Here is a 22,419-nt window from a genome sequence, read left to right as displayed (position 1 = left end):
ATTTAGATGTTAAAAATTCATAATAAATATTTTTAAAAAGATTTTGCGCCAAACAAAGGTAATAAATTTTTGGAGTAAATTTTATAACCAAGCAAGCTAAACGTTAGGTTAAATTTACTTTAAAGTATAAGCAGTTTGGGGATACTAGATTATTAAACCTCTTCTATAAAACTAACGGCTTCAAATGGATTTGAGAAAATATGTTTACTAAATTTCTCCAAATCACTCTTTTGACCATATCCACAAGTTAGACCCACGCCTGTAACAAAAGCAGCTTGTGCAGCCATTAGATCCATAATGGTGTCACCTACCATAAATGCATTATTTTTATCTTTATTAAGTCTAGTTAAAGCCAAATTTATTGGCTCTGGATTTGGTTTTGGATTAGCAACATCGTCTCTTCCAATAACAGTTTTTATATATTTCATAACTCCTAAATGCTCAAGCAAGATAATAGAAAATTTTGAAGTTTTAGTAGTAACTATACCTACATCAGCAAAGCTACTTGCCTCCTTCAATGCTTCATTTGCATAATCTAAGAGTACTGTCTCATCAAGATAAATTTTTTCGTAACAAGCTTTATATTCTTTTATATAGCTATCAATTAAATTTTTGCTTGCACCAAGTCTTTCAAACATTATTTCAAGCGGATGACCAACCAAAGACTTTAATGCATTATGGTCTGGCTCTTTTTTGCCATGAGATAAAAAAGCTCTATCAAATCCTTTTAAAATAGCAGAAGTAGAATCAATAAGCGTACCGTCCAAATCAAAAAGTATGGTTTTGTTCATCATTTTCTCCGTAGAAATAAAAAAGGGCCTAGCCGAAGCTAAGCCCCTAAAAGAAGTAACCTTAAACAATTAAGATTATTTATTGAAAGTAGCTTCAACGCGTCTATTTTGAGCGCGACCTTCTTTAGTTTTATTTGTAGCAATTGGTTTAAGCTCACCGTAGCCAACTGTTGAAATTTTATCCTCGCTTACGCCATAGCCAGCAAGAACATCAGCTACTGCCTTTGCTCTTTTTTCAGATAGTTTTTGGTTATAAGCTTCTGCGCCTACACTATCAGTGTGACCAGCAAGTACAACTTTATAATCTGGGTGTTCGCCCATAAAGTCAGCTACTTTTTTGATCTCAGCTGCATATTTTGGTCCGACTTTATAGCTATCAAATGCAAAGTTAACATCTAGGTCTCTAAGAACGATAACTTTCTCGCATCCTCTTTCGTCAACAACCACGCCAGCTGGAGTGTTAGGGCATTGATCTATATCATTTGGCACGCCATCATTATCATCATCAAGAACTGGAGTTGCTGCTGGAGTTGCTGCTGCAACTGGAGCTGCTGCCACAACTGGAGCTGCTTTTGAGTCAAGACCGATACCAAAGCCTAGTGAATAGAATAGGTTATGATCAGCGTGCTCAAATTTGATAGCGTCTCTTGCTTCTGCTTTAAGAGCAAATCTATCAGTTACTTGATATCTTAAACCAAAACCATATTGGCCAAAACCGCCATCTTCATTTTTAACAAAAATAGCTGGAACATCTTCATATCCAGCACCAACTAAGCCATATAGACTAACTGGTCCAAAATCAACTATATCTTTTACAAGATTTGCATGATATCTAAGAACTCTTCCTTCTCTTGTTAAGCTACCTGTTTTTTCTTTTGCTTTTTGAGTATAATCAACACCAAGCTCTACTTGATCAAAGAAAAAATCTTCAAGATTTCTAGCAGCTCTAACACCAACAAAGTTATGGTCTTTTACACGTAGATTTCCCTCTGGGTGAACACCGCCAATAGTTGGAGTAACTTCATAATTATATGCTGCGTTAGACGCAAAAACCGCTGTTGCGGCAACCATAGCTAAAGCAATCTTTTTCATATTTAGAATTCCTTCCTTAGGATTTATTTTAAAGTGGTTACATTTTAACTGAATAAAATTTAACCGACTCTAAATCATAATTTAATTAACAATGTAAATTTGAAATTTACACAACTTAAATTTTGCAAATGCAAAAGCAATTGCAAAAATTCATTAACGTTTAGAGAATTGTGGGCTTCTTCTAGCCTTTCTTCTACCAAATTTCTTACGTTCAACAACACGAGAGTCTCTAGTTAATAAGCCTTTTGGTTTAAGTGCTGCTCTAAAATCAGCATCCATGTCAGCTAAAGCACGTGAAATGCCGTGTCTTAAAGCCTCAGCTTGTGCTGAATAACCACCACCTAAAGTTGTAGCTACTACATCTATTAAACTCTCTTGTTTAGTAACTAGAAGTGGCTGAATTACTTTAAGCTTTATAGCTTCATGTCCACCAAGCCAAGTATTAAGATCCATACCATTTACTACGATTTTACCGCTTCCAGCTTTTATCCAAACCTTTGCTACGGCAGTTTTTCTTTTACCAGTTGCATAAACTTTTGCCATAATTATTTTCCTTCTTTTTTAGCTATTTGTGCCGTATGAGGATGCTCACTGCCAGCATAAACTTTTAGTTTTTTTATCATCTCTCTTCCAAGTTTAGTTTTTGGAAGCATTCCACGAACAGCTAATTTAAATAGTTTTTCTGGCTTATTTGCTATCAAATCGCCAAATTTTTCACTTTTTACGCTGCCAAAGTATCCTGAGTGTCTGTGATAAAGTTTATCTTCAGCTTTGTTATTACCAGTAAATTCTACTTTAGAAGCATTTATGATGATAACATAGTCGCCACAATCTACATTTGGCGTGAAGCATGGTTTGTTTTTGCCACGAAGTATAGTTGCTACCTCAGTTAGCAATCTACCAAAGCGCTTACCAGCTGCATCAACAACGATCCAGTCTCGTTTAACTTCATTTGGCTTTGTTATTTTTGTCATTTTCTTACCTTTGCCAAGTTAATTTTTGAGTTGTGATTGTATTTAAACAATGCTTTTATAAAGCTTAAATTAAGTAGCATTTAAACTTCAATATATGAAATTTTTCCATCAAGAGCGTAGAAGATGACGGCGATTATACTATGCTTTGGATAAAATTTACTTAATGCCTCTTTGTATTCTCTAACTTGTTTTTTATTTTCCTCAATATTTTTATCGGTCGTTTTATAGTCAATCACACAAATTTCGCTCTCTCCAATACAAAATAAGTCCATCTGCTTTAGTTCATTTTTTACTTTAAATGGCTGCTCTTTGTAAATTTCTTTATCTTTTATGCACTTTAGAAATTTTGGCTCATTTATTAGCATTTTTGCCCGTTTAAAGGCATCTTCAAGTCTATCAGGTGAGAGAAATTTATAAAATTTATTTAGCATTAAACTCTTAGCTTTTAAAAGCGAATTTTCATCAAATTTCTCACTCATCTCAAGTAAATAGTGAAACGCTAAGCCAAAATAGATTGCCTCTAAATTTTTACCGCTCGTTTTTTGCTCTCTTGCCTCTACGTCTTGCCTTTCTATCTTTAAAATTTCAGGCATTTTTTCATCTTTTTTTGCCTCTTTTTGCTCACTCTTGCTAGGTAAAATTTTACCAAAACTAAACTCTTTTAAATCAAGATAGTCGTTTACTTCGCTTTTATCGCTTCTAGTATAAAAAGAAAAAAAGCTAGGACTATTTCCACTTGGAGCAGCTTGTTTAATAATGATAAGCGACTTTGTAGCCCTAGTGAAAGCGACGTAAATTTTATTGATATTTTCTTGTTTCTCAAGCTCTTTTATTTGCTCTAACACGCCAGCATACTCAGGGTCAAAATTTTCTCTACCAGAAATTCGGCTTTTTACTATCCACTCGCCTTTTTCGCTATATTCTGTTATAAAGTTTGAGTCATCGCCCCTACCCTTGCTCATCATATCACAAACTATCACGTGAGCAAACTCGAGTCCTTTTGATTTATGAACGGTCATTATCTTTACGCCATCAGCATTTTTAGGACTGATTTTAGAACTAAAATTTTCAAGATTAAAGATAAAATCGCTTAAATTTTTGTAGCCACTGCTTAGCTCAAAAAGCCTTAAAATATCAACATCAGCCATATTTATATATAAATTTTTAGCTAGATAAAATAGGCTTTTTGTCGCACTATCTTCGGCTTTTATTTTTAGCCTTTTAGGATTTGTATTTACGAGTGCTTTTACATTTTTTTCATAAATTTCTTCACCAAAAAGACAAAATTTCGCATACTCGATGATCGCTGCAACAAACGGCGTTCGCTTTAGCTCCAAGCTGCCTTCATTTACGCTTTTTATCCCCTCACTGCTAAGCACCTCTGAGATGAGGCTGATGTCACTATTTTTCCAGCAAAGCACAGTTATCTCACTTACATTTACGCCAGCAGCAAGTAGCTCTTTTACTTGTGAAACGACTGCACCCGCGATATCTTCAACGCTTAGCACACGCAAGTAGCCGTAGTCATCTTCTTTGGCTTCAAAATAAGGACACTCGCCACTTACTTTGTAGCTTAGCTCCTTATCTTTTTTAGCTGGCTCTTGTGGCTCAAAGCTAAGCCCATATCTATGGTAAATTTCTTCAAAAACAGCATTATTAAATTTCACTAAAGCCTTTAAACTGCGGTAGTTACTTGGTAAATTTTCTATATCTACCTGACTAAAATTATCTCCAAGCTTATCAAAAAGCTCTTTTTTACCGCCCCTAAATTTATAGATACTCTGCTTCGTATCTCCAACGTAAAAGAAGCTTCCAAGCCCGTTTTGTCCGTATCCTGAAACGATTTCATTGATAATTGGCAAGATGATCTCATATTGGATCACATTTGTATCTTGAAACTCATCTATCAAAAGGTGATTTATGCGGCCATCAAGCCTGAAATAAAGCACATCTTTATCAAAATTTTCAACCAAAAGCTTAAAGACCAGCTTATTTATATCAGCAAAACTTAAAGCGTTTATCTCTTTATTTAGCTCTAAATTTGAGTATTTATAAACGTTTAAGAGCTTGCTAAAACCGCTAAGTCTGTATCTTTCAACCTCCAAAATATACTCTTTTGCCGCCTCTTTTAGCTTTACAAAAAGCTCGTCAAGCTCACTTGTGTAAATTTTACTAAAAGTGCGGTAATCCAGGCTCTCTCTTTCAAAGACCTTATTTTTAAAAAGCTCAAATAAATTTTGCTCACTAAATGTCTTTTTGGCCGTATCGCTAGCACCATTTTGCAAGGCTATATGCTCATTTATCTCCTTTTGTGCTGCTCTTACCTTGCTATCATCTGGATAGCTTGCACCACTATCTTTTAGCTCACCGCCAAAGCTCTCATAAAATTTAGCCAAAGTCTGCGAAAAACTCGCCTCTTTTTGGCTTGAGATTATCATCATGAGTGCAAGCTCACTAAGAAGCTTTTGATCTTTACTTACCTCTTTTACAAATTTTTTCCACGCCAGATCTTGCAGACTATCTTGCACGCTGTAATCAGGACTAAGCCCTAAATTTTGACTAAATTTCTTTAGGATTCCAGAGAAAAATGCATCAAATGTATAAATTTTTAGCTCACTTTGCAAAAACCTATCAAGCTTCTCATCGCGTCTTTTTATGACCTCATCTTGGCTCAAACCAAGCTCTTTGCAAAGCTTATCAAGCTCGTCTTTTTTGTTTTGCAAGTCCAAAAAAGTTGTGATTATGCGCTCTTTCATCTCATTGGCCGCTTTTTTGGTAAAGGTTAGAGCGATGATCTCGTTTATATTTTCGCCTCTAAGCACCAAAGCGATATAACGAACGCTTAAAGCGAATGTTTTCCCGCTTCCAGCACTTGCTTTTAGGGCTAAAAAATCTTTCATAACTCTCTCCTACAAAGTATGGCATACTCGCAAAATTTACAAGCTCCGCTTTTTCTTTCAAAATTTATCTTAGTGTTATTTATACTCTTTAGATTTTCTATTTCGGCCTTTAGATCATCCACACTTTTTTTAGAGTTAATAAGTACTGGTTCATTCTTTAGAGCAAAATAAGCACTTTTTACCTCGCTACCATAAAGTGCTTCATAAAATGCAAGCTGAAGCGAATTCGCATTTGCCTCACCAGTTTTATAATCAAGTATAAAAGGCTCACCATCAGGGCTAACATCGATCCTATCGATAATGCCTTTTATCTTTACATCACAAAAACTGCTCTCTATGTCTTTTTCGCACTCAAGCACTCTAAAGCCAGCATTTAAACGTTTATTTTCAAACTCTGCGTATTCTTTAAATTTCTGCGACCAAATCTCAAGCTCAAGCGAAGAAAAATCTTGCTTTGCAAGTATTTCTTTAAAAATAGCCAAATCAAATATATTTTTTTGTCTATAAAAATCACTTGTGTAGTATTCATAAAGCGCCTTGTGCACGCTATTTCCTTGCTTAGATCCTGGCTCAGTTGCTATTGCTTTTGCTCCTTTTATACCAGCTATCTTTGCGTAATAATACTTTCTTGGGCAAGTTAGAAATAAATTTAGTGTCGAAAATGATAGCGGTCTAGTGAAAAAATCATGCTCCAAAATGATCTCATCATCGCTTAAATTTAGGCTTGTACTTCCTTTTAAAAATAATTTTAAATAAGCCTCGTCACTAAATTTCTCATCTTTTATTATTTTGAAATTTTTTAAAAATCTTGAAGGAATACTCTCTTCGTTTAAAACACAGCTTATGGCGACCTTTTTAGCATTGTTTATAAGACTTTCATAGTAAAATCTCTGCAAATTTTCACGCTCAAGGTAGCTTATAAGCCCTGCTTTTTGCCTCACTTTTGAGTTTAAAAACATCTCATTTGTGCTTCTTGCTGGGATGAAGTTATCATTAAAATCAACTATGATTACGCCATCAAATTTCATTCCACGGCTCTCTAGCATGCCCATGACACTGATCTTTCCACCACCCACATCATCGATGCTAAGGCGTGAGATATTTAGCAAGAAAATTTCACTTAGCTGCTTTAGGCTAAAGCTAAAATACCTACATAAATTCTCGATCCTAAAAAGCTCAAGTGCAAGCTTTTCTTCGCATCTTGGCTCATTTTCAAGCATTAAAAGCTCATCTATTAGCTCTTTAAATTTAGCAAAGTCGCAAAGGTCAAAATAGCTTGATTTAAATTTATTAAAAAGCTCTTCGCTTACGCCAAGTGTGTTCAAGATAAAGCCAAGCTCCTCGTAGCTCTCACACTTGTTTTGATCAAAAACCGGTCTTGCCTCTTCGTTTATCGCTTTTGTAATGTAAAAAAGTACCTCATAAAATTTTGTATTTTTAAAGCTCTCACCCATAGCATAGTTAAAAATTTTATTGCTATCATGTAACCTTAAAATTTCACTAAAACTCTCATCTGGCAATATAACAGCGATGTTTTCAGGCTTTATTCCATCACGCACAAACTCGCTCGCCTTTGCCATAGCGTAGGCACATTGCAGGCTTCTAGTGGCAAACCGCTTTTCTAAGACTGGCTCAAATTTTTTGATATTTTCTAAGCAAATTAGCTCATTTGTCTTTAAATTTAGCTCATATTTTTTGTAATTTTCAATCTCGTTAATAGCTGAAATTTGCCTTATTTTATTGATTAGCTTTGTGTTGAAAACACTAGTTTGAAAGATAATTTTTAGCGTAGTTAGCTTTGAGATTTTCTCTAAAATTTCCCACTCAAATTCGCTTAAAATTCCATCTATGTGTAGTGAAATTTCACTAAAGCTTTTGATGTAAGCTTCATTTATGTTATAAATTTTTGGCAAGATTATATCATCGTAGAGATTTTCTCTATCAAGCAAGCTCTCATACTCTTTTAAAACCGCTTCAAGTATGTTTAAATGCTCCTCAAAATTAGCGTAAATATCGTTAAATTTGATCTCAGAGATACTCTTTTTACTAATAGCTAGCTCTTTAAAAAATGAAAAAAGATAGTCATTATTTTTCAAAAATTCAAAAAACTCAGTTGGGATTTTAAGAACAGAGTTTGCCTTTTTGACGCTAGCACAGGCTCTATTCATAAGCACTAAAGCATAGGTGCTATCAATCTCAAACCTACCATCTACATAAACTACCTTTTTATAAAACTCAGCAATACTTAGGCTTTTTGGGATTAATTCATCATTAAAACTTGCATTAAATTCACGAATCTTACGCGAGTTCGTAAAGACAAAAAGTTGGTTTAGGTTATGCATTTTTCTCTCTTAAATTTTTAAGAAATGATATCTAATTGCTTATAAAAGAGCGCTTTTTACGCTTAGGTAAAGCTTTAAATTTTTATCTAAATACATTAAAATTTTAAGCCTTAAAGAGCCAAAAGCTACAATCATAAAAAAGGAGCAAAAATGCATAAAGAGTTAAACAGACAAGGTTTTTACTACGGCTTTCCGGTTTTGCTGGCTACCACAAAAGATAAAAACGCAAACGATGATATCACGGTGCTTTCATCCTCTTGGACGTTAGGAAATACAGTAGTGCTTGGCATAGGCATTGAAAATCAAGGCTTTAAAAATATCAAAAATGGTTCAGATATCACGCTAAATTTATGTGATGAAAGCCTGCTAGAAGCTGTGCAAAAAATGGAAAAACTAACTGGCGATAGTGAAGTGCCAGAAGAAAAAAAGAATCTTGGCTACACCTACGAGCACGATAAATTTAAGGTAGCAAATCTCAGCAAAGAGCCTGGTATAAAAGCAAAAACCGTCAGGATAAAAGAGTGCAAGATACAGATAGAAACGGTTGTAGAAAAGATAGAGTTAAAAGAGTGGTTTAGCATCGTTACTTGCAAGATTACAGGCATTTTTGTAGATGAAAATTTACTAAAAGATGAAAAGATAGATACGCAAAAATGGCATCCATTAATCTATAAATTTAAAGAATATGTCGGCACTTGCGAGCGTTTGGGATTAAATTTTGGATTTAAAGAGATTTGATTTATAGCTTTATTTGATAAAAACTTAGTGTTTTAGTTTTAGCCAAAAAGATTAGTTTGTTAAAATTTAAATCCAGCTTTGAGATCTTTCTCAGATACCAAAGCTACGATTTTAAGATCATTTTGTGACATTAAGATCAAATTTATAATACCTTGTATCATTAGTGTCACTTAGCCTTAAAAGTAGCTGCCACCTGCCTTCTTGTAGACTTGTTTCTTCGCTTACTAGATCATTTTCTTGCCATGAAGCTCTTAAAATTTTATTTTCTTTATTTGTCTGTGGGCGGGTGAGTAGAATTTCATATTTTAAAGCTGAAATTTCTCCTTTTTTTGGAGTTAGATGAAATTTAAACTTAGCATTTAGGGCATTAAAATTTGGCTCAAATTTTAGATCAAATTTCTCATCAAAGCGTTTTTCACTCTCTTTGATAAAGGTTATATTTTCATCGACATTTTGGTAGCTTTGCATATAGGAGCTATCCATCTCGACTGGATGTTTCAGTGCTATGATGATCGTTACTGCGCAAGCGATAATGATAGCAATGAAACTAAGCACGATAGCATAAGGCCAAAAGGTTTTTTTATCCATTTTTTACCTTTTTATAAAAGATAACAATTATAAAAAATGTAACCAAACCATAGATGAAAAATCTTAAAAAATTTAACGTAGTTTTGTTTGAATTTCCAACACTACTTTCAAGCTGAAAATTTAAGTTAGATGCGATTTGCTCGGCAATATCAGCATAGCCATTTAATATAGCAGCATTATAGACATCTTTACCATTTTTAGAAACTAAAATAGGAATTATCGTTCCTGACTCTGGATTTACACTTAAAATTTGTTCTTTATTAAAAAGCTTTGAAGTATTAGAATCGGCAAAAATTTCTACTTTCTTTTTATCCTTTATAAGCAGTAAAAAAGCATAAGGCGAGCTAAGGTTTTGCTCTTTAAAAAGAGCTTCTAGCTCACCATCTTTATATATGCCAACTGCTAAATTTATACCGCTTTTTGCGTAAAGCTCACTGCCGATCTCATTTAGCTTTACACTTACTTTTTGGCTTAGAATTTCATCATTATTTATCACAAAATTTGCTCCCAAAGCCAAACTTTGTGAGAGCAAAAATATAAAAATGAGTATAAATTTTCTCACACCTAGCCTACAAAAAGGTGGTTTGATGTAAGCACTGACCACGCACAAATAGCTCCTGCAACAACTATCAGCAAGATTATGGCTTTTTCTATTATGCCTAGCATCACTACTCCTTTATAATGACGTGTTTAGCGTTATCAACGCTCTTCATCTCAATGCTACTTGCATCTTTTAATGAGTAAGGTTTGGTTGCTACATCTTTTTGCAAGCCAATACCAATATAAGTAAGTACGCCAAGGATAGATAGCAAAAGCAAAACTGCCACCAAATAACCGCTAATACCATTTAAAGCAAAGATATTTCTATTTTTATTTTCCATTATTCGCCCTTTGATAGCGATATGACATATTCGCCAACTGCTTTTTGTTGTATCTCGTTTAATCTGCCATCATTAAATTTAGGCATAACACCGATGTTGCCGTTTTTACCACGATTTAGTACATCTACGATGAACTCACTTGAGCCATATTTACTAAGATCAGCCGACATGCCATCCATGCCTTTGCCATCATCTCCGTGACAAGCTGCACAAGCTGCGTAAAGCTCTTTTCCCATAGCTACTAAATTTTCATTTTTTGTACTTTTTATAGCACTTATCTCCTTTGCAACATAGGCTGCGATAGCCTTTGCTCCATCAGCATCAGCTAGTCCTGCTGGCATCTCACCCATAGGATAATCAAGCCCTTTTGAGCCATTTAGTATCGTATCAACTATTCCTTGTTCACTACCCCAAATTTGTAAATTTGCAGCTTTGCCACCAATGCCATCGCCTGTGATGCCATGACATGCTGAGCATTGCACCAAAAATACGCTCTCTCCCATAGCATGAAGCGTTTCTTTGCTTGGGTTTGCATACTCTTTTTCAAATTTAGCGTTTGCTTCTTTTACTTCTTTATTATATTCACCGATTTGTGAGTAAGAATTTAGTGGATAACCAAGTAAATAATACCAAATCGCCCAAACAAGAGTTAGTAAAAAAACTATCGCCCAACCAAATGGAACTGGGTTTTTATACTCGCCTATTCCGTCCCAGTTATGCTCGCTAAGCTCTACACTTTCATCTTTTTTAACTTTCATTTGACCAACATACTTGCCAGCTACAACGACAGTTAGTACGATAATTAAGATGGCACCTATTAACGCAAGTAAATTTATATTATCTTCTAAATTTAGCCATTGCATACACTCTCCTTTGTAGCCTTTTGCTCTAAAATTTTACTACCAATCTCATCATCTAGGGCTAATCTTGAATACTTCTCATAATTTCTTCTACCTTGCTTTTCACTTTTGTAAAGATGAAAAAAATAAGCGTACAAAGTGATAGCTAAGAATGCTGTCAAAATAAAATAGCCATAAGCTTGAAGTTCTCTAATGTCCATTATTAACTCCTATTTTAGGCTATTTAGATAGGCAATAAGTGCCACGATCTGGCGAATTTCACCCTTTGCAAAGGCACTTTTTACTTGCTCATCTTTCATACTTTCAACGATACTTGCAGCCTGCTCTTTCACGTTAGCATTTGCTTGCTCAAAAGTGCCAAGAGCTGGCATATCTTTCTCATCATAAGGTGTGTTAAAAACCTTTTTAACAGTTAGTGCTTCAGCGTAAGCAGTCTCTATATCAGCATTTTTCTTAAATAAAAATGGATATGCTGGCATGATCGAGCCTGGCACAACAGAGGCTGGGTTTAGCATGTGATTTTCATGCCAATCTGTTGTTCTATAATTACCCACACGCATAAGATCTGGACCCGTTCTTTTTGAACCCCAAAGATGAGGACGATCATAAGCAAATTCGCCGCTTAAAGAGTACATGCCGTATCTATCAGTCTCTGCTTTAAACGGACGTATCATCTGTGAGTGACAAGTATTGCAACCATTTTGTATATATATATTTTTTCCAGCAAGCTCTAAAACCGTATAAGGCTTTGTACCCTCAAGTGGTCTAGCCCTATTTGCAAAGTCGGGTAAAATTTCTACCACACCAGCATAAGCTATGACGATAAAGACGCAAACTGCAAAAAAGAATGGATTTTTTTCTAACCAAGCAAACATCACATCACCTCCGCATTGGCTTTAGCACCGCCCATAGGCGTTGCACTTTTTGGCTCTGCCAAAATAGCTTTAGCAGAAGTTGATTTGTAGATATTGTAAGCAAACATCAAAAAGCCAATCAAATACAAAAGTCCACCAATAGCTCTAATGTAATAATAAGGTATAAGCACTACAACAGTATCAATAAATGAGTAGAGTAAATTTCCATAGCTATCAGTCGCTCTCCACATCATACCTTGCGTAATACCAGCAATCCACATCGAAGCAAAGTATAAAACGATACCTGTTGTTTGTATCCAAAATTGAGCTTCCATTAGGGATTTTGAATAAATTTCGCGCTTAAAGACACGTGGCGTCATGTGATAAAGTGCTGCCATAGTCATAAAACCAACCCAGCCAAGTGCGCCATCATGTACGTGTCCTGGCACCCAGTCAGTATAGTGAGCTAGTGCATTTACAGATTTAATAGCTAAGATAGGGCCTTCAAGAGTTGAAAACATATAAAAAGTTGAAGCTAGAATCATAAATTTAATAAGCGGGCTCTCGCGAAGTTGTGTCCATTCGCCTTTCATTGTAAGAAGCATATTAATAGCTGAACCCCAAGAAGGTAAAATCAAAACAATAGAAAAAACCGAACCCATAGTCTGCATCCAATCAGGCACAGCAGTATATATTAGGTGGTGACCGCCAGCCCAAAGATAGATAAACATAAGGCCCCAGAATGAAAATAACGAAAGCTTATAAGAAAATATTGGCTGTCCGCTCTCTTTTGGCAAGAAATAATAAATTTGGGCGATGATCGCTACTGTAAATACAAACGCAACTGCGTTGTGACCGTACCACCACTGAACCAAAGCATCATTTGAGCCAGCATACATAGAAACTGAGTGTAGCCATGAGCCATATCCACTAACTAGCCTTGTTGGAATTTCCATGTTATTAAATAGATAAAGCATAGCAACGCCAAGGAATGTAGCAATGTAATACCAAACCGAGATATAAAGTGTTTTCTCGCGGCGTATACCAATAAGCCCGAATATACTTACGCCCCAAAGCACCCAGACTACTACTACAGCAATATCTAGTGGCCACTCAAGCTCGGCATACTCTTTAGATGTACTCTCACCCATAAAAAGTGTCACGACAGCTAGAATCATAACAAGTATATAAAGCCAAAAATGAAGCTTACCAATGAACATCAAAAACGGAGATTCACTCATTGATACTTTTAGGACACGCTGTCCTATGTAATACCAAGTGGCAAATATACCAGAGAGCATAAAACCAAAAATGATACCGTTAGTATGAAGAGGACGCAATCTACCAAATGCCGAATACTCACCAGCTATATAGTTTAGATCAGGACAGGCAAGCTGAAAAGCTACCAAAACACCAATAGCCATGCCAACAATACCAAAAAATATCGTGGAAAACATAAAGAGTTTTGCCACACTATAATCATAATGTAGCAACTGGGATGGTCGCATAAATTTTCCTCCTAGTTAAATTTATATTAATTTTCGATTATTTTAGAGTAGAAAAACTATAAAAAGACTTAATTAATATAAATTATCTTTTACTAGGAGAGTCTTCTATCTATTTTGTAACCAAGTCCAGGAACATTTTTTATAAAATTACTACCAACTTTATCTCTAACACGTTTAACAAAGGTCCTAATAGCAGCCTCTGTCACGCTCTCGCCAACCCAAACAACATTTTTTATTTCATCGTGAAGCACAAGCGTACCAAGTCTTTTTATGAGTAAAGATATAAATGCAAGTTCTTTTTTTGTAAGAGAAATTTCAACACCATCTCTGATAAGCACACGTTTTATTTTATTAAAACTATATCCATTTGTAACCTGAATAATATTTGCTGTCTCTATCTTATTTTTAGCAACATTTTCTAACGTAACCAAAAAATCATCAAGATCAATCGGCTTTAAAACGTATTTATCAATACCAACATCTATCGCTTTTAGAAGTGTCTCTTTTTCACTATTTGTGCTAAAAACTATAATAGGTGTATCTTTTGAAATTTCTTTAATGCATTTAGCCATATCAAGGCCATTCATTATAGGCATAAAAACGTCTGTTATAACCATATTTGGATTATATTTTTTAAATTTCTTAAGTCCTTCATCGCCATTTTGAGCAGTGATAACTTTTTCGAATTTATCTCGCATAACTTCTTGTACTATTTTTTTACCATCTCCCTCATTTTCAACGATAAGAACGGTTAGATTATTAAGAATCTTGCTCATTTACTCTTCCTTTTTGGTTATATTTATCAAACATCATAAATTTGATGCAATTAACAATTATTTCTCTCGCTTTACCATCTTAGGCATTTGCTCTATACCCTAAAAATGATAGATAAATTCCATTTATTATCATTATGCTAGCTGAGATCTTAAACATTATGTCTTTAAATTTTTCATTTAAAATTCCAAATACAAAGCTAGCTAAAAGCATGGCTGGCAATGTACAAAGACCAAATACAAGCATTATAAAAACCGAATCAATAAAATTTGCACTTAAAATCCCAAGTGCCAAAAAATAATAAACCACACCACAAGGCAAAAAGCCATTTAAAAAACCAAGTAATAAAAAATTTGTTAAATTTTTCTTTTGAATCCTCGTTTTTGCAATTCTTACTACAAAATTAAGCGCCTTTTGATTCTCTACAAATTTTAAAAGCTCACCCCTAAAAAGTAAGGCAATGCCGATAAACGCGATCACTAAGCCAACTATAAAAAATATCACACCTCTTGCTTGCATACTAAAGCTAATAACAGCTCCAAAGGTACCAAACAAAGCTCCTAAAACCACATAAGCAAAAATTCTAGCTAGACTATAAAGCGTACTTAGCATTAGAATTTCTCTCTTGCTTTTGCCTTTAAAAAATAGAGTCTGTAGGCTCAAAAATCCACTACACATACCTACACAATGACTAAAGCTACTTAAAAATGCAACTGAGACAATCATGTAGAGGTTTAAGTTTTGCATCTTATAAAATTTCTAAAAACTGCTTAAATATATATTTACTCTCGCTTGGACCACCACTTGCTTCTGGGTGGTGCTGGACCGAAAAGATCGGATAGTCTTTGTATCTCACACCCTCAATTGTGTTGTCAAATAAATTTCTATGAGTCACAACAGCTACTTCTGCGATACTCTCAGGTACGTTGTAGTTGTGATTTTGTGTTGTTATCTCGATCGCTTTTGTCTCTAAATTTAGCACTGGGTGATTTGCTCCGTGCTGACCAAATTTAAGCTTATATGTCTCGTACCCAAAGGCGTTTGAGAGTAACTGATGTCCGAGACAGATGCCAAATATAGGTATCCTAGCCTCTATCATCTTTTTGATCTCGCCTATTTCGGCCTTTAAATTTTTTGGCTCACCAGGACCATTTGATAAAAATACCCCATTTATCTCGCCATTTTTAAATTTTTCTATCAAAATTTCAGCCTTAGTGTCGTGTGGCACGACGATGACTTCAAGACCAGTTTCACATAGCTCGTTTAAGATATTTCTCTTTACGCCAAAGTCAAAAACAGCTATCTTTTTGCCAATACTTTTTAGCGGCTTATATGACTTTAAATTTCTATCCCAAGCGCCTTTTTTGTGCTCATATTCATCCATCGCACTAACTGTTTTTACGTAGTTTATATTTTCGATACGCCCACTACTTTCAAGCCTGCGTTTTAGCTCGTCTTTATCACTTATCTGTGTTGAGATATAAGCCATCAAGGCACCTTCATCGCGTAGCATCTTTGTGAGGTATCTAGTATCAACGTCATAAACGCCAAATTTACCTTGCTCTTCGAAAAATTTTCCCAAAGATTTTTGCGAGCGGTAGTTTGACGGGGTCTCGTTGTAGCTTCTCATTATAACGCCGCTTGCATGAATTCTAAGGCTCTCCATATCGTCTTCATTTATACCTACTATACCTATTTCTGGCATCGTAAAGACGATAAACTGACCAGCATAGCTTGGATCGCTCATGATCTCTTCATAGCCAGTCATCGAGGTATTAAAAACGAGCTCACCTGCACACTCACCATGAGCACCAAAAGCTTTTGCTTCTAAAAAAACACCATTTTCAATATAAATGTAAGCTTTCATTGAAGCATGCCTCTTTTTTTAAGCTCATCTTGATACAAACGCTCAAAGACAAGATCATATTCATCAGTTCCTGGGATTAGCTTATGTTTATAATTTTGTATCATTTCATAAACATCATCTTCTATCTTCTCATAGCTTTTTAAGTACTCGTCTATTGAGTTATAAATCACATTTTTTACGCGATTTTCAGATACATTATAATCAACAAGACCGCTCTTCCAAATAGTTTCAAGCACTTTGTGAGCGATATTGCTAAATCTATCTTCGTGGGTTAAAATTACATCAAATTCACCTGCGAGCTTCTTTTTAACGAGCCAAAACATATTTTTGCGGTCAATTTGCATAGTTTGCATCTCGTCTTCATTTTTCTCCAAAAGCTCATTTACTCGCTCATCTAAAGCTCTTTCTTTTTGAATATCGACTGTTAAAATTTCACTTGTTTTTGCTACGATTGGCTCAATGCCTTTATTTAGTCTTACGAAACCACAATTTAGAAGATCTATTGCTATTTTATGTGAAATATACGGAACGTGTGGGAGTTTTAAACGCATTTTAAACCTTTAAATTTTTATGCCATTTTAACTAAATAAAGGTAAAACTTTACTTTGAAATTTTAACGACTTTATTATTATCGCTTCTTAAAAAATAAATTTCTCTTCGTCCATCATAAAGTATCTTTCCATCAGTCTTTTGCTCATTTTCTAAATTTGATGAAATATCTAAAGATAGCGATTTGCTCATAAAATAATTTTCTCCTAAAGTGCGTCCAAAGTCAGGATACCAACTAAAAGCACAAACTATCAGCAAAACTAAATAAAAGGCTCTAAAAATTTTTCTAAAAGGCGCGTAAAAAAAGCAATACCCAAATATAAAAAATACGGGCAAAAGCCATAAGAAAGGCACGTTATCAACAAAAATAACATTAAAATACTCGCTTATGCCATAGTAAGAAAAGTAGTTGTTGTAAATTCCAACAAATAGCGTAAAAATAGGAGCAAGGACAAATATAATACCCGTAAAAAAAGCATTTAAAATTTTCATAATCTCTCCTTTTGAGTGAGATTATATTAAACATAAGCTTTAATATTACTAGATTGATGAAAGCTAGACTAAAATTCAAAGCAAAATGCCATGCATTAATATCTATTGCTCTTAATAATACTTTAAAAACAGTTTAGCTATAAGCTAAACTGCCTTAAATTTATTACTTTTTAGATAAATACTCTTGCAAGCTTTTTACTTCAAGTGCTTTGCCAGTTTGAACTGAGCTTAGCGACTTAGCGGCTGCGAGTGCTGCACGGATCGTTGTAAAGTAAGGAATCTTAAATCTAAGCACATTTTGGCGGATCTTTTTGCCATCATCCACGCTTGATTTTGTATCGCTTGTGTTAATAACAAGTGCGATATCGCCGTTTTTTAGCCTATCTTCGACATTTGGCCTACCCTCGCTTATCTTATAGACAAACTCGGCCTCCACACCAGCTTCACTTAAAATTTTATGCGTACCGCCAGTTGCGATGATGCTAAAACCAAGTGCTATTAGCTCTTTTGCAAGGTCTGGCGCGTAAGATTTATCAGCGTCAGCTAGTGTTAAAAATACCCTACCTTTGCTTGGTAAAGTGTTGCTAGCAGCGATCTGGCTCTTTGCAAATGAGCTTGCAAAGTCGTGGCTGATACCCATGACTTCGCCCGTACTCTTCATCTCAGGGCCAAGGATGAGATCGGCGCCACTTAGCTTGTTAAACGGTAATACACACTCTTTTACGCAAATATGCGAGCTAACGCGAGGTTTTAAGATGTCGCCATCTTCATAAACCACCTTGTAATCATCATAAAATTTAAGCGCTTCACGTAAATTTCTCTGCCACATAACTCTTGTCGCTACCTTTGCCATAGGCATGCCAGTGGCCTTGCTCACAAACGGCACAGTCCTGCTCGCGCGAGGATTTACCTCGATCATATAAAGCTCGTTTTCATAGATGGCAAACTGGATATTCATAAGGCCGACAACACCTAAATTTAGCGCGATATCTCTAGTTTGCTTCTCCACTTTTTTTATCATTTCATCACTTAAACTCATCGGTGGCAATATGCAAGCTGAGTCGCCAGAGTGAATTCCAGCCTCCTCGATGTGCTCCATTATAGCGCCGATATAGACCTCTTTGCCGTCACATATCGCATCTACGTCGAGCTCTTTTGCGTCTTGTAAAAATTTATCAAGTAGCACTGGCGAGTGGTTGCTAACTTTGACCGCCTCACTCATATACTCTTTTAGCTCGCTCTCGTTGTGTACCCTTCTCATCGCCCTGCCGCCAAGGACGTAGCTTGGGCGAACAAGCACTGGATAGCCGATATTTGCGGCCTTTTGCAAGGCTTCTTCTAGGCTAGTGGCGGTATCGTTTTTAGGCTGAAGAACGCCTATTTTATTTATAAATTCGCTAAATTTTTTTCTATCCTCTGCCACGTCGATCACTCTTGCAGTTGTGCCGATGATCTTTGCGCCGATCACGCTTAGGCGTTTTGCAAATTTAAGCGGAGTTTGTCCGCCAAAATGCACGATCACGCCGTCTGGCTTTTCGCGCTCGATAACTGATCTAACATGCTCAAAATCAATCGGCTCAAAGTACAAAATATCACTCGTATCGTAGTCAGTCGAGACGGTTTCTGGGTTGCAGTTATACATTATCGTTTTTATGCCAAGGTCTCTTAGGGCGTAGCTTGCGTGCACGCAGCAGTAGTCAAACTCTATGCCCTGACCGATCCTATTTGGACCACCACCTATTATCATCACCTTTTTAGCGTCTTTTGCTAGCTCTTTTTTAGGGAATTTAGTGATATTTGTGGTTGAGTAAAGATATGGCGTTAGTGCCTTAAACTCGCCCGCACAAGTATCGACCTCGTTGTATTCAAGCTCGATGCCAAGCTTTTGCCTAGCAAAATAGATATCATTTTGGCTAAGCTCAAGATCGTCTTTTTCATTTATAAGCACAGCTATCATCTTGTCTGAAAAGCCCATACTTTTGGCCTCTCGCAGCAGCTCTTCGTTATTTAAGATATCCATGTCGATCTTATCTTCAAATTTAACTATCTCATAAATTTGCTCTAAAAACCATGGATCGATCTTACTAAACTCATGCACCTCAGCCACGCTAAAGCCATCTCTAAAGGCTTGTGCTAGATATAAAATTCTCCTCTCATTTGCATTTCTGATACCATAAATCAAAGCGTTTTTCTCTAGGCTAAGGCTGTTAAATCCGCAAAGGTCGCGCTCTAAACTACAAAGCGCCTTTTGGATGCTCTCTTTAAATGTCCTACCTATCGCCATAACCTCGCCAACCGACTTCATCGCGGTGCCTAGATATGGGTTTGATCCTGGAAATTTCTCAAATGTAAAGCGAGGAATTTTTGTCACGATGTAGTCAATCACCGGCTCAAAGCTAGCAGGTGTGCCTGTGATATCATTTTTGATCTCATCTAGGCTAAAACCAACGGCTAGAAGCGTCGCTACCTTGGCGATCGGATAGCCAGTAGCTTTACTTGCTAGCGCTGAACTCCGGCTCACACGTGGATTCATCTCAATAACGATCATACGGCCAGTTTTTGGATCTATGGCAAACTGCACGTTGCTGCCACCAGTATCAACGCCAATCTCACGAAGTATAGCAAAGCTTGCATCACGCATAGCCTGATACTCTTTATCTGTGAGTGTTAGTGCTGGTGCGACCGTGATACTATCGCCTGTGTGAACGCCCATTGGGTCAAAATTTTCGATCGAGCAGACGATGATGCAGTTATCATTTCTATCTCTGATGACCTCCATCTCATACTCTTTCCAGCCAAGCAAGCTCTCTTCTATCAAAATTTCATGTATCGGGCTTGCGTCAAGGCCGGTGTTGGCTAGCTCTTTAAACTCATCCATATTATAAGCCACGCCACTTCCTGCGCCACCAAGCGTGTAGCTAGCTCTTATGATGAGCGGAAAGCCTATCTCATTTGCCGCATTTAGCGCGTCGTCCATGTTGTAGGCATATCTACTCTCAGGTAGATCCATGCCGATCTTTTGCATAGTTGCTTTAAAAATTTGTCTATCTTCGCCCTTTTTTATCGCTTCTGGGTTTGCACCAAGAAATTTGACATCCTTTAAAAGACCGCTCTCAAAGACCTCCATAGCGGCATTTAGCGCCACTTGACCGCCCATCGTTGGCAAGATAGCATCAATATTTTCTTTTTCGATGATCTTTAAAATGCTATCTTTTGTGATCGGTTCTATATACGTTGCGTCGGCGAAATTTGGGTCAGTCATGATGGTGGCTGGATTTGAGTTGATAAGCACTACGCGGTATCCAAGCTCTTTTAGCGTCTTGGCTGCTTGCGTGCCTGAGTAGTCAAATTCGCAGGCTTGACCGATGACGATAGGGCCTGAGCCGATTAGCAAAATGGTATTTATGTCTGTTCTTTTTGGCATCATTTTTCCTTTGTTACAACGTATAGATAGTTTGGTATGTTTGGCTTTGCATAGGGCTCAACTATCACGCTTTGATAGGAGCTCTCTTTTAAAATTTTACTCACGCGCCCTACTGGCACTCCACTAAAAAATATCCCGTCAAGCCCGCTCGTAAAGACCTCATCGCCCTCTTTTGGACTGAGCCATTGTGGGATAAATTTCACCATTATTTGGCCTTGATTTCCATGCGCGACGCCTGGAATTTTGTCATTTCCTATGTAAACTGCAAATATACTTTTTGGGTCGTTTTGCAAGTATGCTAGCGGCTTGCCGTCTTTTGCGATGACGATGCCAGCGCTATTTCCTTGATAGATGAGCCCGTAAATTTTATTTGGGTCGTATCCTTCAAACTCGCTTATCCAAATTTTATTATAATCCCCGATATGCACGTAACTAAGCCCTTTTACTAGCTTTACAGCTGGGGCGTAGGCAGTTGAGTTTTTATCTTTTAAAATTTGATTTAGCTCATTTGCAAAAGTAGAAAGAAGTGTGGCTGAGCGCTCTAGCTCTTCATTTTGCGCTCTTAGTTTTTCTATCTCGCTAGCCTGCCTAAAATATTCGTTTATATAGTCTTTCACGCTTTTAGCAAAATTGTCGTATGAATTTGTAGCATAGTTACTAAACCCGATAGAAAGATTACTTAAAATTTCTCCCTTGAAAACTGAGGCCGTAGCAAGCAATGCTATAAAAACAAAAAGAACAATCTTACTCTTCATTTGTCAGCTGTTGTAAAAGCCCAATCTCTTCAAGTGCCTTGCCTGTTCCTCTAGCAACCGCGAGAAGTGGCTCATCTGCTACAAATACTGGAAGTTTAACGATATCAGATAAGAACTTATCAAGCCCTCTAATAAGCGCTCCACCGCCAGTTAGCACGATACCAGTCTCGACGATATCACCAGCAAGATCAGGCGGCATCATCTCAAGCACGGTTTTAAGCGCATCTGCGATCTCTTTTAGTGGCTCTCTCATCGCCTCTCTTACATCTTCGCTTGTTAGCTCGACTCTACTTAAAAGACCACTTACTTGGTCGCGTCCTTTTACCACTACGCTTAGCTCTTTTTCAAGCTGCACAGCAGAACCTACAGCAATCTTTATCTCCTCGCCAGTTCGCTCACCTATTAGTAGGTTATATTTCTCTTTTATGTAATTAACAATACTAATATCAATCTTATCTCCAGCTGTGCGGATTGATTTTGAAATAACTAGACCACCAAGCGAGACAACACCTATCTCAGTCGTACCACCACCGATATCGACTACTAGGTTGCCTTGTGGCTCACGGACTGGTAAATTTGCGCCGATTGCTGCTGCCATAGGCTCTTCGATCAAAAATACCTCTCTTGCTCCAGCACTTAAGGCACTTTCTCTAACAGCTTTTCTTTCGACCTGAGTTAATCCATAAGGAACTGAGATGATGATCCTTGGGCGTAGAAAGCTTTTTCTTTTGTGAGTCTTTTCTATAAAATAGCGTATCATACGCTCAGTCATATCAAAATCCGCAATAACGCCATCTCTCATCGGCCTTATCGCCTCAATATCGCCTGGGGTTTTTCCTACCATCTCTTTTGCAGCATGTCCGACCGCTAAAATTTTTTGTTTACCATATTTCTCACGCCTTACCGCAACAACAGAAGGCTCATTTATTATTATGCCTTTATCCTTTACCAAAACAAGTGTATTTGCCGTACCGAGATCTATGCCCATATCACTTGAGAAAAAACCTATAACCTGATCTAAAAACATCTA

Annotated in this window: 22 protein-coding genes; 1 reads left to right on the top strand and 21 read right to left on the bottom strand. The window is 36.6% G+C overall.

Annotated features, from left to right (window positions below; translation table 11 throughout):
• Window positions 1–152: 152 nt before the first annotated feature.
• The 6 genes from CVS92_RS03285 to CVS92_RS03260 form a co-directional block, all read right to left on the bottom strand.
• Window positions 153–791, bottom strand: coding sequence for an HAD family hydrolase (locus CVS92_RS03285; RefSeq protein ID WP_107788496.1), 639 nt, complete (start codon window positions 789–791; stop codon window positions 153–155).
• A gap of 75 nt (window positions 792–866) precedes the next feature.
• Entirely contained in the window at window positions 867–1,883 is a 1,017-nt protein-coding gene (locus CVS92_RS03280) for an OmpA family protein (protein ID WP_084041636.1), read from the bottom strand.
• Window positions 1,884–2,036: 153 nt separating this feature from the next.
• The gene (rpsI, locus tag CVS92_RS03275; protein WP_021084780.1) at window positions 2,037–2,426 is read right to left on the bottom strand and encodes a 30S ribosomal protein S9; all 390 of its coding nucleotides are present in this window, start codon (window positions 2,424–2,426) and stop codon (window positions 2,037–2,039) included.
• A 2-nt stretch (window positions 2,427–2,428) separates the two neighbouring features.
• Window positions 2,429–2,857, bottom strand: coding sequence for a 50S ribosomal protein L13 (rplM, locus tag CVS92_RS03270; RefSeq protein WP_002939292.1), 429 nt, complete (start codon window positions 2,855–2,857; stop codon window positions 2,429–2,431).
• Between the two features lie 80 nt (window positions 2,858–2,937).
• Window positions 2,938–5,757, bottom strand: coding sequence for a RecB-like helicase (locus CVS92_RS03265; protein WP_107788495.1), 2,820 nt, complete (start codon window positions 5,755–5,757; stop codon window positions 2,938–2,940).
• Entirely contained in the window at window positions 5,754–8,099 is a 2,346-nt protein-coding gene (locus CVS92_RS03260; RefSeq protein ID WP_107788494.1) for a PD-(D/E)XK nuclease family protein, read from the bottom strand. The genes CVS92_RS03265 and CVS92_RS03260 overlap by 4 nt, the downstream gene beginning before the upstream one ends.
• Window positions 8,100–8,249: 150 nt before the next feature.
• Here CVS92_RS03260 and CVS92_RS03255 point away from each other — a divergent pair, with 150 nt between their 5' ends.
• The gene (locus CVS92_RS03255) at window positions 8,250–8,837 is read left to right on the top strand and encodes a flavin reductase (RefSeq protein ID WP_103560499.1); all 588 of its coding nucleotides are present in this window, start codon (window positions 8,250–8,252) and stop codon (window positions 8,835–8,837) included.
• Window positions 8,838–8,954: 117 nt separating this feature from the next.
• Here the strand turns inward: CVS92_RS03255 and CVS92_RS03250 are convergent, their stop codons facing one another.
• From CVS92_RS03250 to CVS92_RS03180, 15 genes are all read right to left on the bottom strand, one after another.
• Complete coding sequence (locus CVS92_RS03250; protein ID WP_103560498.1) at window positions 8,955–9,425, bottom strand: FixH family protein; 471 nt, start codon at window positions 9,423–9,425, stop codon at window positions 8,955–8,957.
• Entirely contained in the window at window positions 9,418–9,987 is a 570-nt protein-coding gene (locus tag CVS92_RS03245; protein ID WP_107788493.1) for a hypothetical protein, read from the bottom strand. The genes CVS92_RS03250 and CVS92_RS03245 overlap by 8 nt, the downstream gene beginning before the upstream one ends.
• Before the next feature lie 106 nt (window positions 9,988–10,093).
• The gene (locus CVS92_RS03240; RefSeq protein WP_021090794.1) at window positions 10,094–10,306 is read right to left on the bottom strand and encodes a DUF4006 family protein; all 213 of its coding nucleotides are present in this window, start codon (window positions 10,304–10,306) and stop codon (window positions 10,094–10,096) included.
• On the bottom strand, window positions 10,306–11,169 hold the full coding sequence (locus CVS92_RS03235) for a cbb3-type cytochrome c oxidase N-terminal domain-containing protein (RefSeq protein WP_107788492.1): 864 nt from the start codon (window positions 11,167–11,169) through the stop codon (window positions 10,306–10,308). The genes CVS92_RS03240 and CVS92_RS03235 overlap by 1 nt, the downstream gene beginning before the upstream one ends.
• Window positions 11,157–11,366, bottom strand: a complete 210-nt coding sequence (locus CVS92_RS03230; protein ID WP_021090915.1) for a cytochrome c oxidase, cbb3-type, CcoQ subunit — start codon at window positions 11,364–11,366, stop codon at window positions 11,157–11,159. Before CVS92_RS03230 ends, CVS92_RS03235 begins: the two co-directional genes overlap by 13 nt.
• 9 nt (window positions 11,367–11,375) lie before the next feature.
• Window positions 11,376–12,041 carry a cytochrome-c oxidase, cbb3-type subunit II gene (gene ccoO, locus CVS92_RS03225; RefSeq protein WP_084041629.1) on the bottom strand — a complete coding sequence of 222 codons (666 nt, stop codon included), beginning with the start codon at window positions 12,039–12,041 and terminating at the stop codon, window positions 11,376–11,378.
• Complete coding sequence (gene ccoN / locus CVS92_RS03220; protein WP_035167282.1) at window positions 12,041–13,528, bottom strand: cytochrome-c oxidase, cbb3-type subunit I; 1,488 nt, start codon at window positions 13,526–13,528, stop codon at window positions 12,041–12,043. The genes ccoO and ccoN overlap by 1 nt, the downstream gene beginning before the upstream one ends.
• Before the next feature lie 92 nt (window positions 13,529–13,620).
• Complete coding sequence (locus CVS92_RS03215; RefSeq protein WP_084041627.1) at window positions 13,621–14,304, bottom strand: response regulator transcription factor; 684 nt, start codon at window positions 14,302–14,304, stop codon at window positions 13,621–13,623.
• Window positions 14,305–14,383: 79 nt separating this feature from the next.
• On the bottom strand, window positions 14,384–15,028 hold the full coding sequence (locus CVS92_RS03210; protein WP_107788497.1) for a sulfite exporter TauE/SafE family protein: 645 nt from the start codon (window positions 15,026–15,028) through the stop codon (window positions 14,384–14,386).
• Window positions 15,029–15,050: 22 nt separating this feature from the next.
• Complete coding sequence (gene carA / locus CVS92_RS03205) at window positions 15,051–16,169, bottom strand: glutamine-hydrolyzing carbamoyl-phosphate synthase small subunit (protein ID WP_084041626.1); 1,119 nt, start codon at window positions 16,167–16,169, stop codon at window positions 15,051–15,053.
• Window positions 16,166–16,720 (bottom strand): DUF507 family protein, encoded by a 555-nt coding sequence (locus CVS92_RS03200; RefSeq protein ID WP_107788491.1) that lies wholly within the window; start codon window positions 16,718–16,720, stop codon window positions 16,166–16,168. Before CVS92_RS03200 ends, carA begins: the two co-directional genes overlap by 4 nt.
• A gap of 49 nt (window positions 16,721–16,769) precedes the next feature.
• Window positions 16,770–17,210, bottom strand: coding sequence for an isoleucyl-tRNA synthetase (locus CVS92_RS03195; RefSeq protein WP_085657831.1), 441 nt, complete (start codon window positions 17,208–17,210; stop codon window positions 16,770–16,772).
• A gap of 163 nt (window positions 17,211–17,373) precedes the next feature.
• Entirely contained in the window at window positions 17,374–20,634 is a 3,261-nt protein-coding gene (gene carB, locus CVS92_RS03190) for a carbamoyl-phosphate synthase large subunit (RefSeq protein ID WP_107788490.1), read from the bottom strand.
• Window positions 20,634–21,389 carry a rod shape-determining protein MreC gene (gene mreC / locus CVS92_RS03185; RefSeq protein WP_107788489.1) on the bottom strand — a complete coding sequence of 252 codons (756 nt, stop codon included), beginning with the start codon at window positions 21,387–21,389 and terminating at the stop codon, window positions 20,634–20,636. Before mreC ends, carB begins: the two co-directional genes overlap by 1 nt.
• Window positions 21,379–22,416 (bottom strand): rod shape-determining protein, encoded by a 1,038-nt coding sequence (locus CVS92_RS03180; protein WP_021090637.1) that lies wholly within the window; start codon window positions 22,414–22,416, stop codon window positions 21,379–21,381. The genes mreC and CVS92_RS03180 overlap by 11 nt, the downstream gene beginning before the upstream one ends.
• Window positions 22,417–22,419: the final 3 nt, after the last annotated feature.

Source organism: Campylobacter concisus (assembly GCF_003048555.1).
In the GTDB taxonomy this organism is placed as follows: Bacteria; Campylobacterota; Campylobacteria; order Campylobacterales; family Campylobacteraceae; genus Campylobacter_A; species Campylobacter_A concisus_AO.
Note: the sequence above shows the minus strand (reverse complement) of the source record. Positions and strands in the feature narration are given on the sequence as shown.

Coding starts and splice junctions, on each gene's coding strand:
- carA (WP_084041626.1), bottom strand. CDS start 16,169: ATGAAAGCTTACATTTATATTGAAAATGGTGTTTTTTTAGAAGCAAAA.
- CVS92_RS03240 (WP_021090794.1), bottom strand. CDS start 10,306: ATGGAAAATAAAAATAGAAATATCTTTGCTTTAAATGGTATTAGCGGT.
- mreC (WP_107788489.1), bottom strand. CDS start 21,389: ATGAAGAGTAAGATTGTTCTTTTTGTTTTTATAGCATTGCTTGCTACG.
- CVS92_RS03255 (WP_103560499.1), top strand. CDS start 8,250: ATGCATAAAGAGTTAAACAGACAAGGTTTTTACTACGGCTTTCCGGTT.
- CVS92_RS03230 (WP_021090915.1), bottom strand. CDS start 11,366: ATGGACATTAGAGAACTTCAAGCTTATGGCTATTTTATTTTGACAGCA.
- CVS92_RS03280 (WP_084041636.1), bottom strand. CDS start 1,883: ATGAAAAAGATTGCTTTAGCTATGGTTGCCGCAACAGCGGTTTTTGCG.
- rpsI (WP_021084780.1), bottom strand. CDS start 2,426: ATGGCAAAAGTTTATGCAACTGGTAAAAGAAAAACTGCCGTAGCAAAG.
- CVS92_RS03195 (WP_085657831.1), bottom strand. CDS start 17,210: ATGAAAATTTTAAATGCTTTTTTTACGGGTATTATATTTGTCCTTGCT.
- CVS92_RS03210 (WP_107788497.1), bottom strand. CDS start 15,028: ATGATTGTCTCAGTTGCATTTTTAAGTAGCTTTAGTCATTGTGTAGGT.
- carB (WP_107788490.1), bottom strand. CDS start 20,634: ATGCCAAAAAGAACAGACATAAATACCATTTTGCTAATCGGCTCAGGC.
- ccoO (WP_084041629.1), bottom strand. CDS start 12,041: ATGTTTGCTTGGTTAGAAAAAAATCCATTCTTTTTTGCAGTTTGCGTC.
- CVS92_RS03200 (WP_107788491.1), bottom strand. CDS start 16,720: ATGCGTTTAAAACTCCCACACGTTCCGTATATTTCACATAAAATAGCA.
- rplM (WP_002939292.1), bottom strand. CDS start 2,857: ATGACAAAAATAACAAAGCCAAATGAAGTTAAACGAGACTGGATCGTT.
- CVS92_RS03215 (WP_084041627.1), bottom strand. CDS start 14,304: ATGAGCAAGATTCTTAATAATCTAACCGTTCTTATCGTTGAAAATGAG.
- CVS92_RS03235 (WP_107788492.1), bottom strand. CDS start 11,169: ATGCAATGGCTAAATTTAGAAGATAATATAAATTTACTTGCGTTAATA.
- CVS92_RS03180 (WP_021090637.1), bottom strand. CDS start 22,416: ATGTTTTTAGATCAGGTTATAGGTTTTTTCTCAAGTGATATGGGCATA.
- CVS92_RS03260 (WP_107788494.1), bottom strand. CDS start 8,099: ATGCATAACCTAAACCAACTTTTTGTCTTTACGAACTCGCGTAAGATT.
- CVS92_RS03250 (WP_103560498.1), bottom strand. CDS start 9,425: ATGGATAAAAAAACCTTTTGGCCTTATGCTATCGTGCTTAGTTTCATT.
- ccoN (WP_035167282.1), bottom strand. CDS start 13,528: ATGCGACCATCCCAGTTGCTACATTATGATTATAGTGTGGCAAAACTC.
- CVS92_RS03265 (WP_107788495.1), bottom strand. CDS start 5,757: ATGAAAGATTTTTTAGCCCTAAAAGCAAGTGCTGGAAGCGGGAAAACA.
- CVS92_RS03285 (WP_107788496.1), bottom strand. CDS start 791: ATGAACAAAACCATACTTTTTGATTTGGACGGTACGCTTATTGATTCT.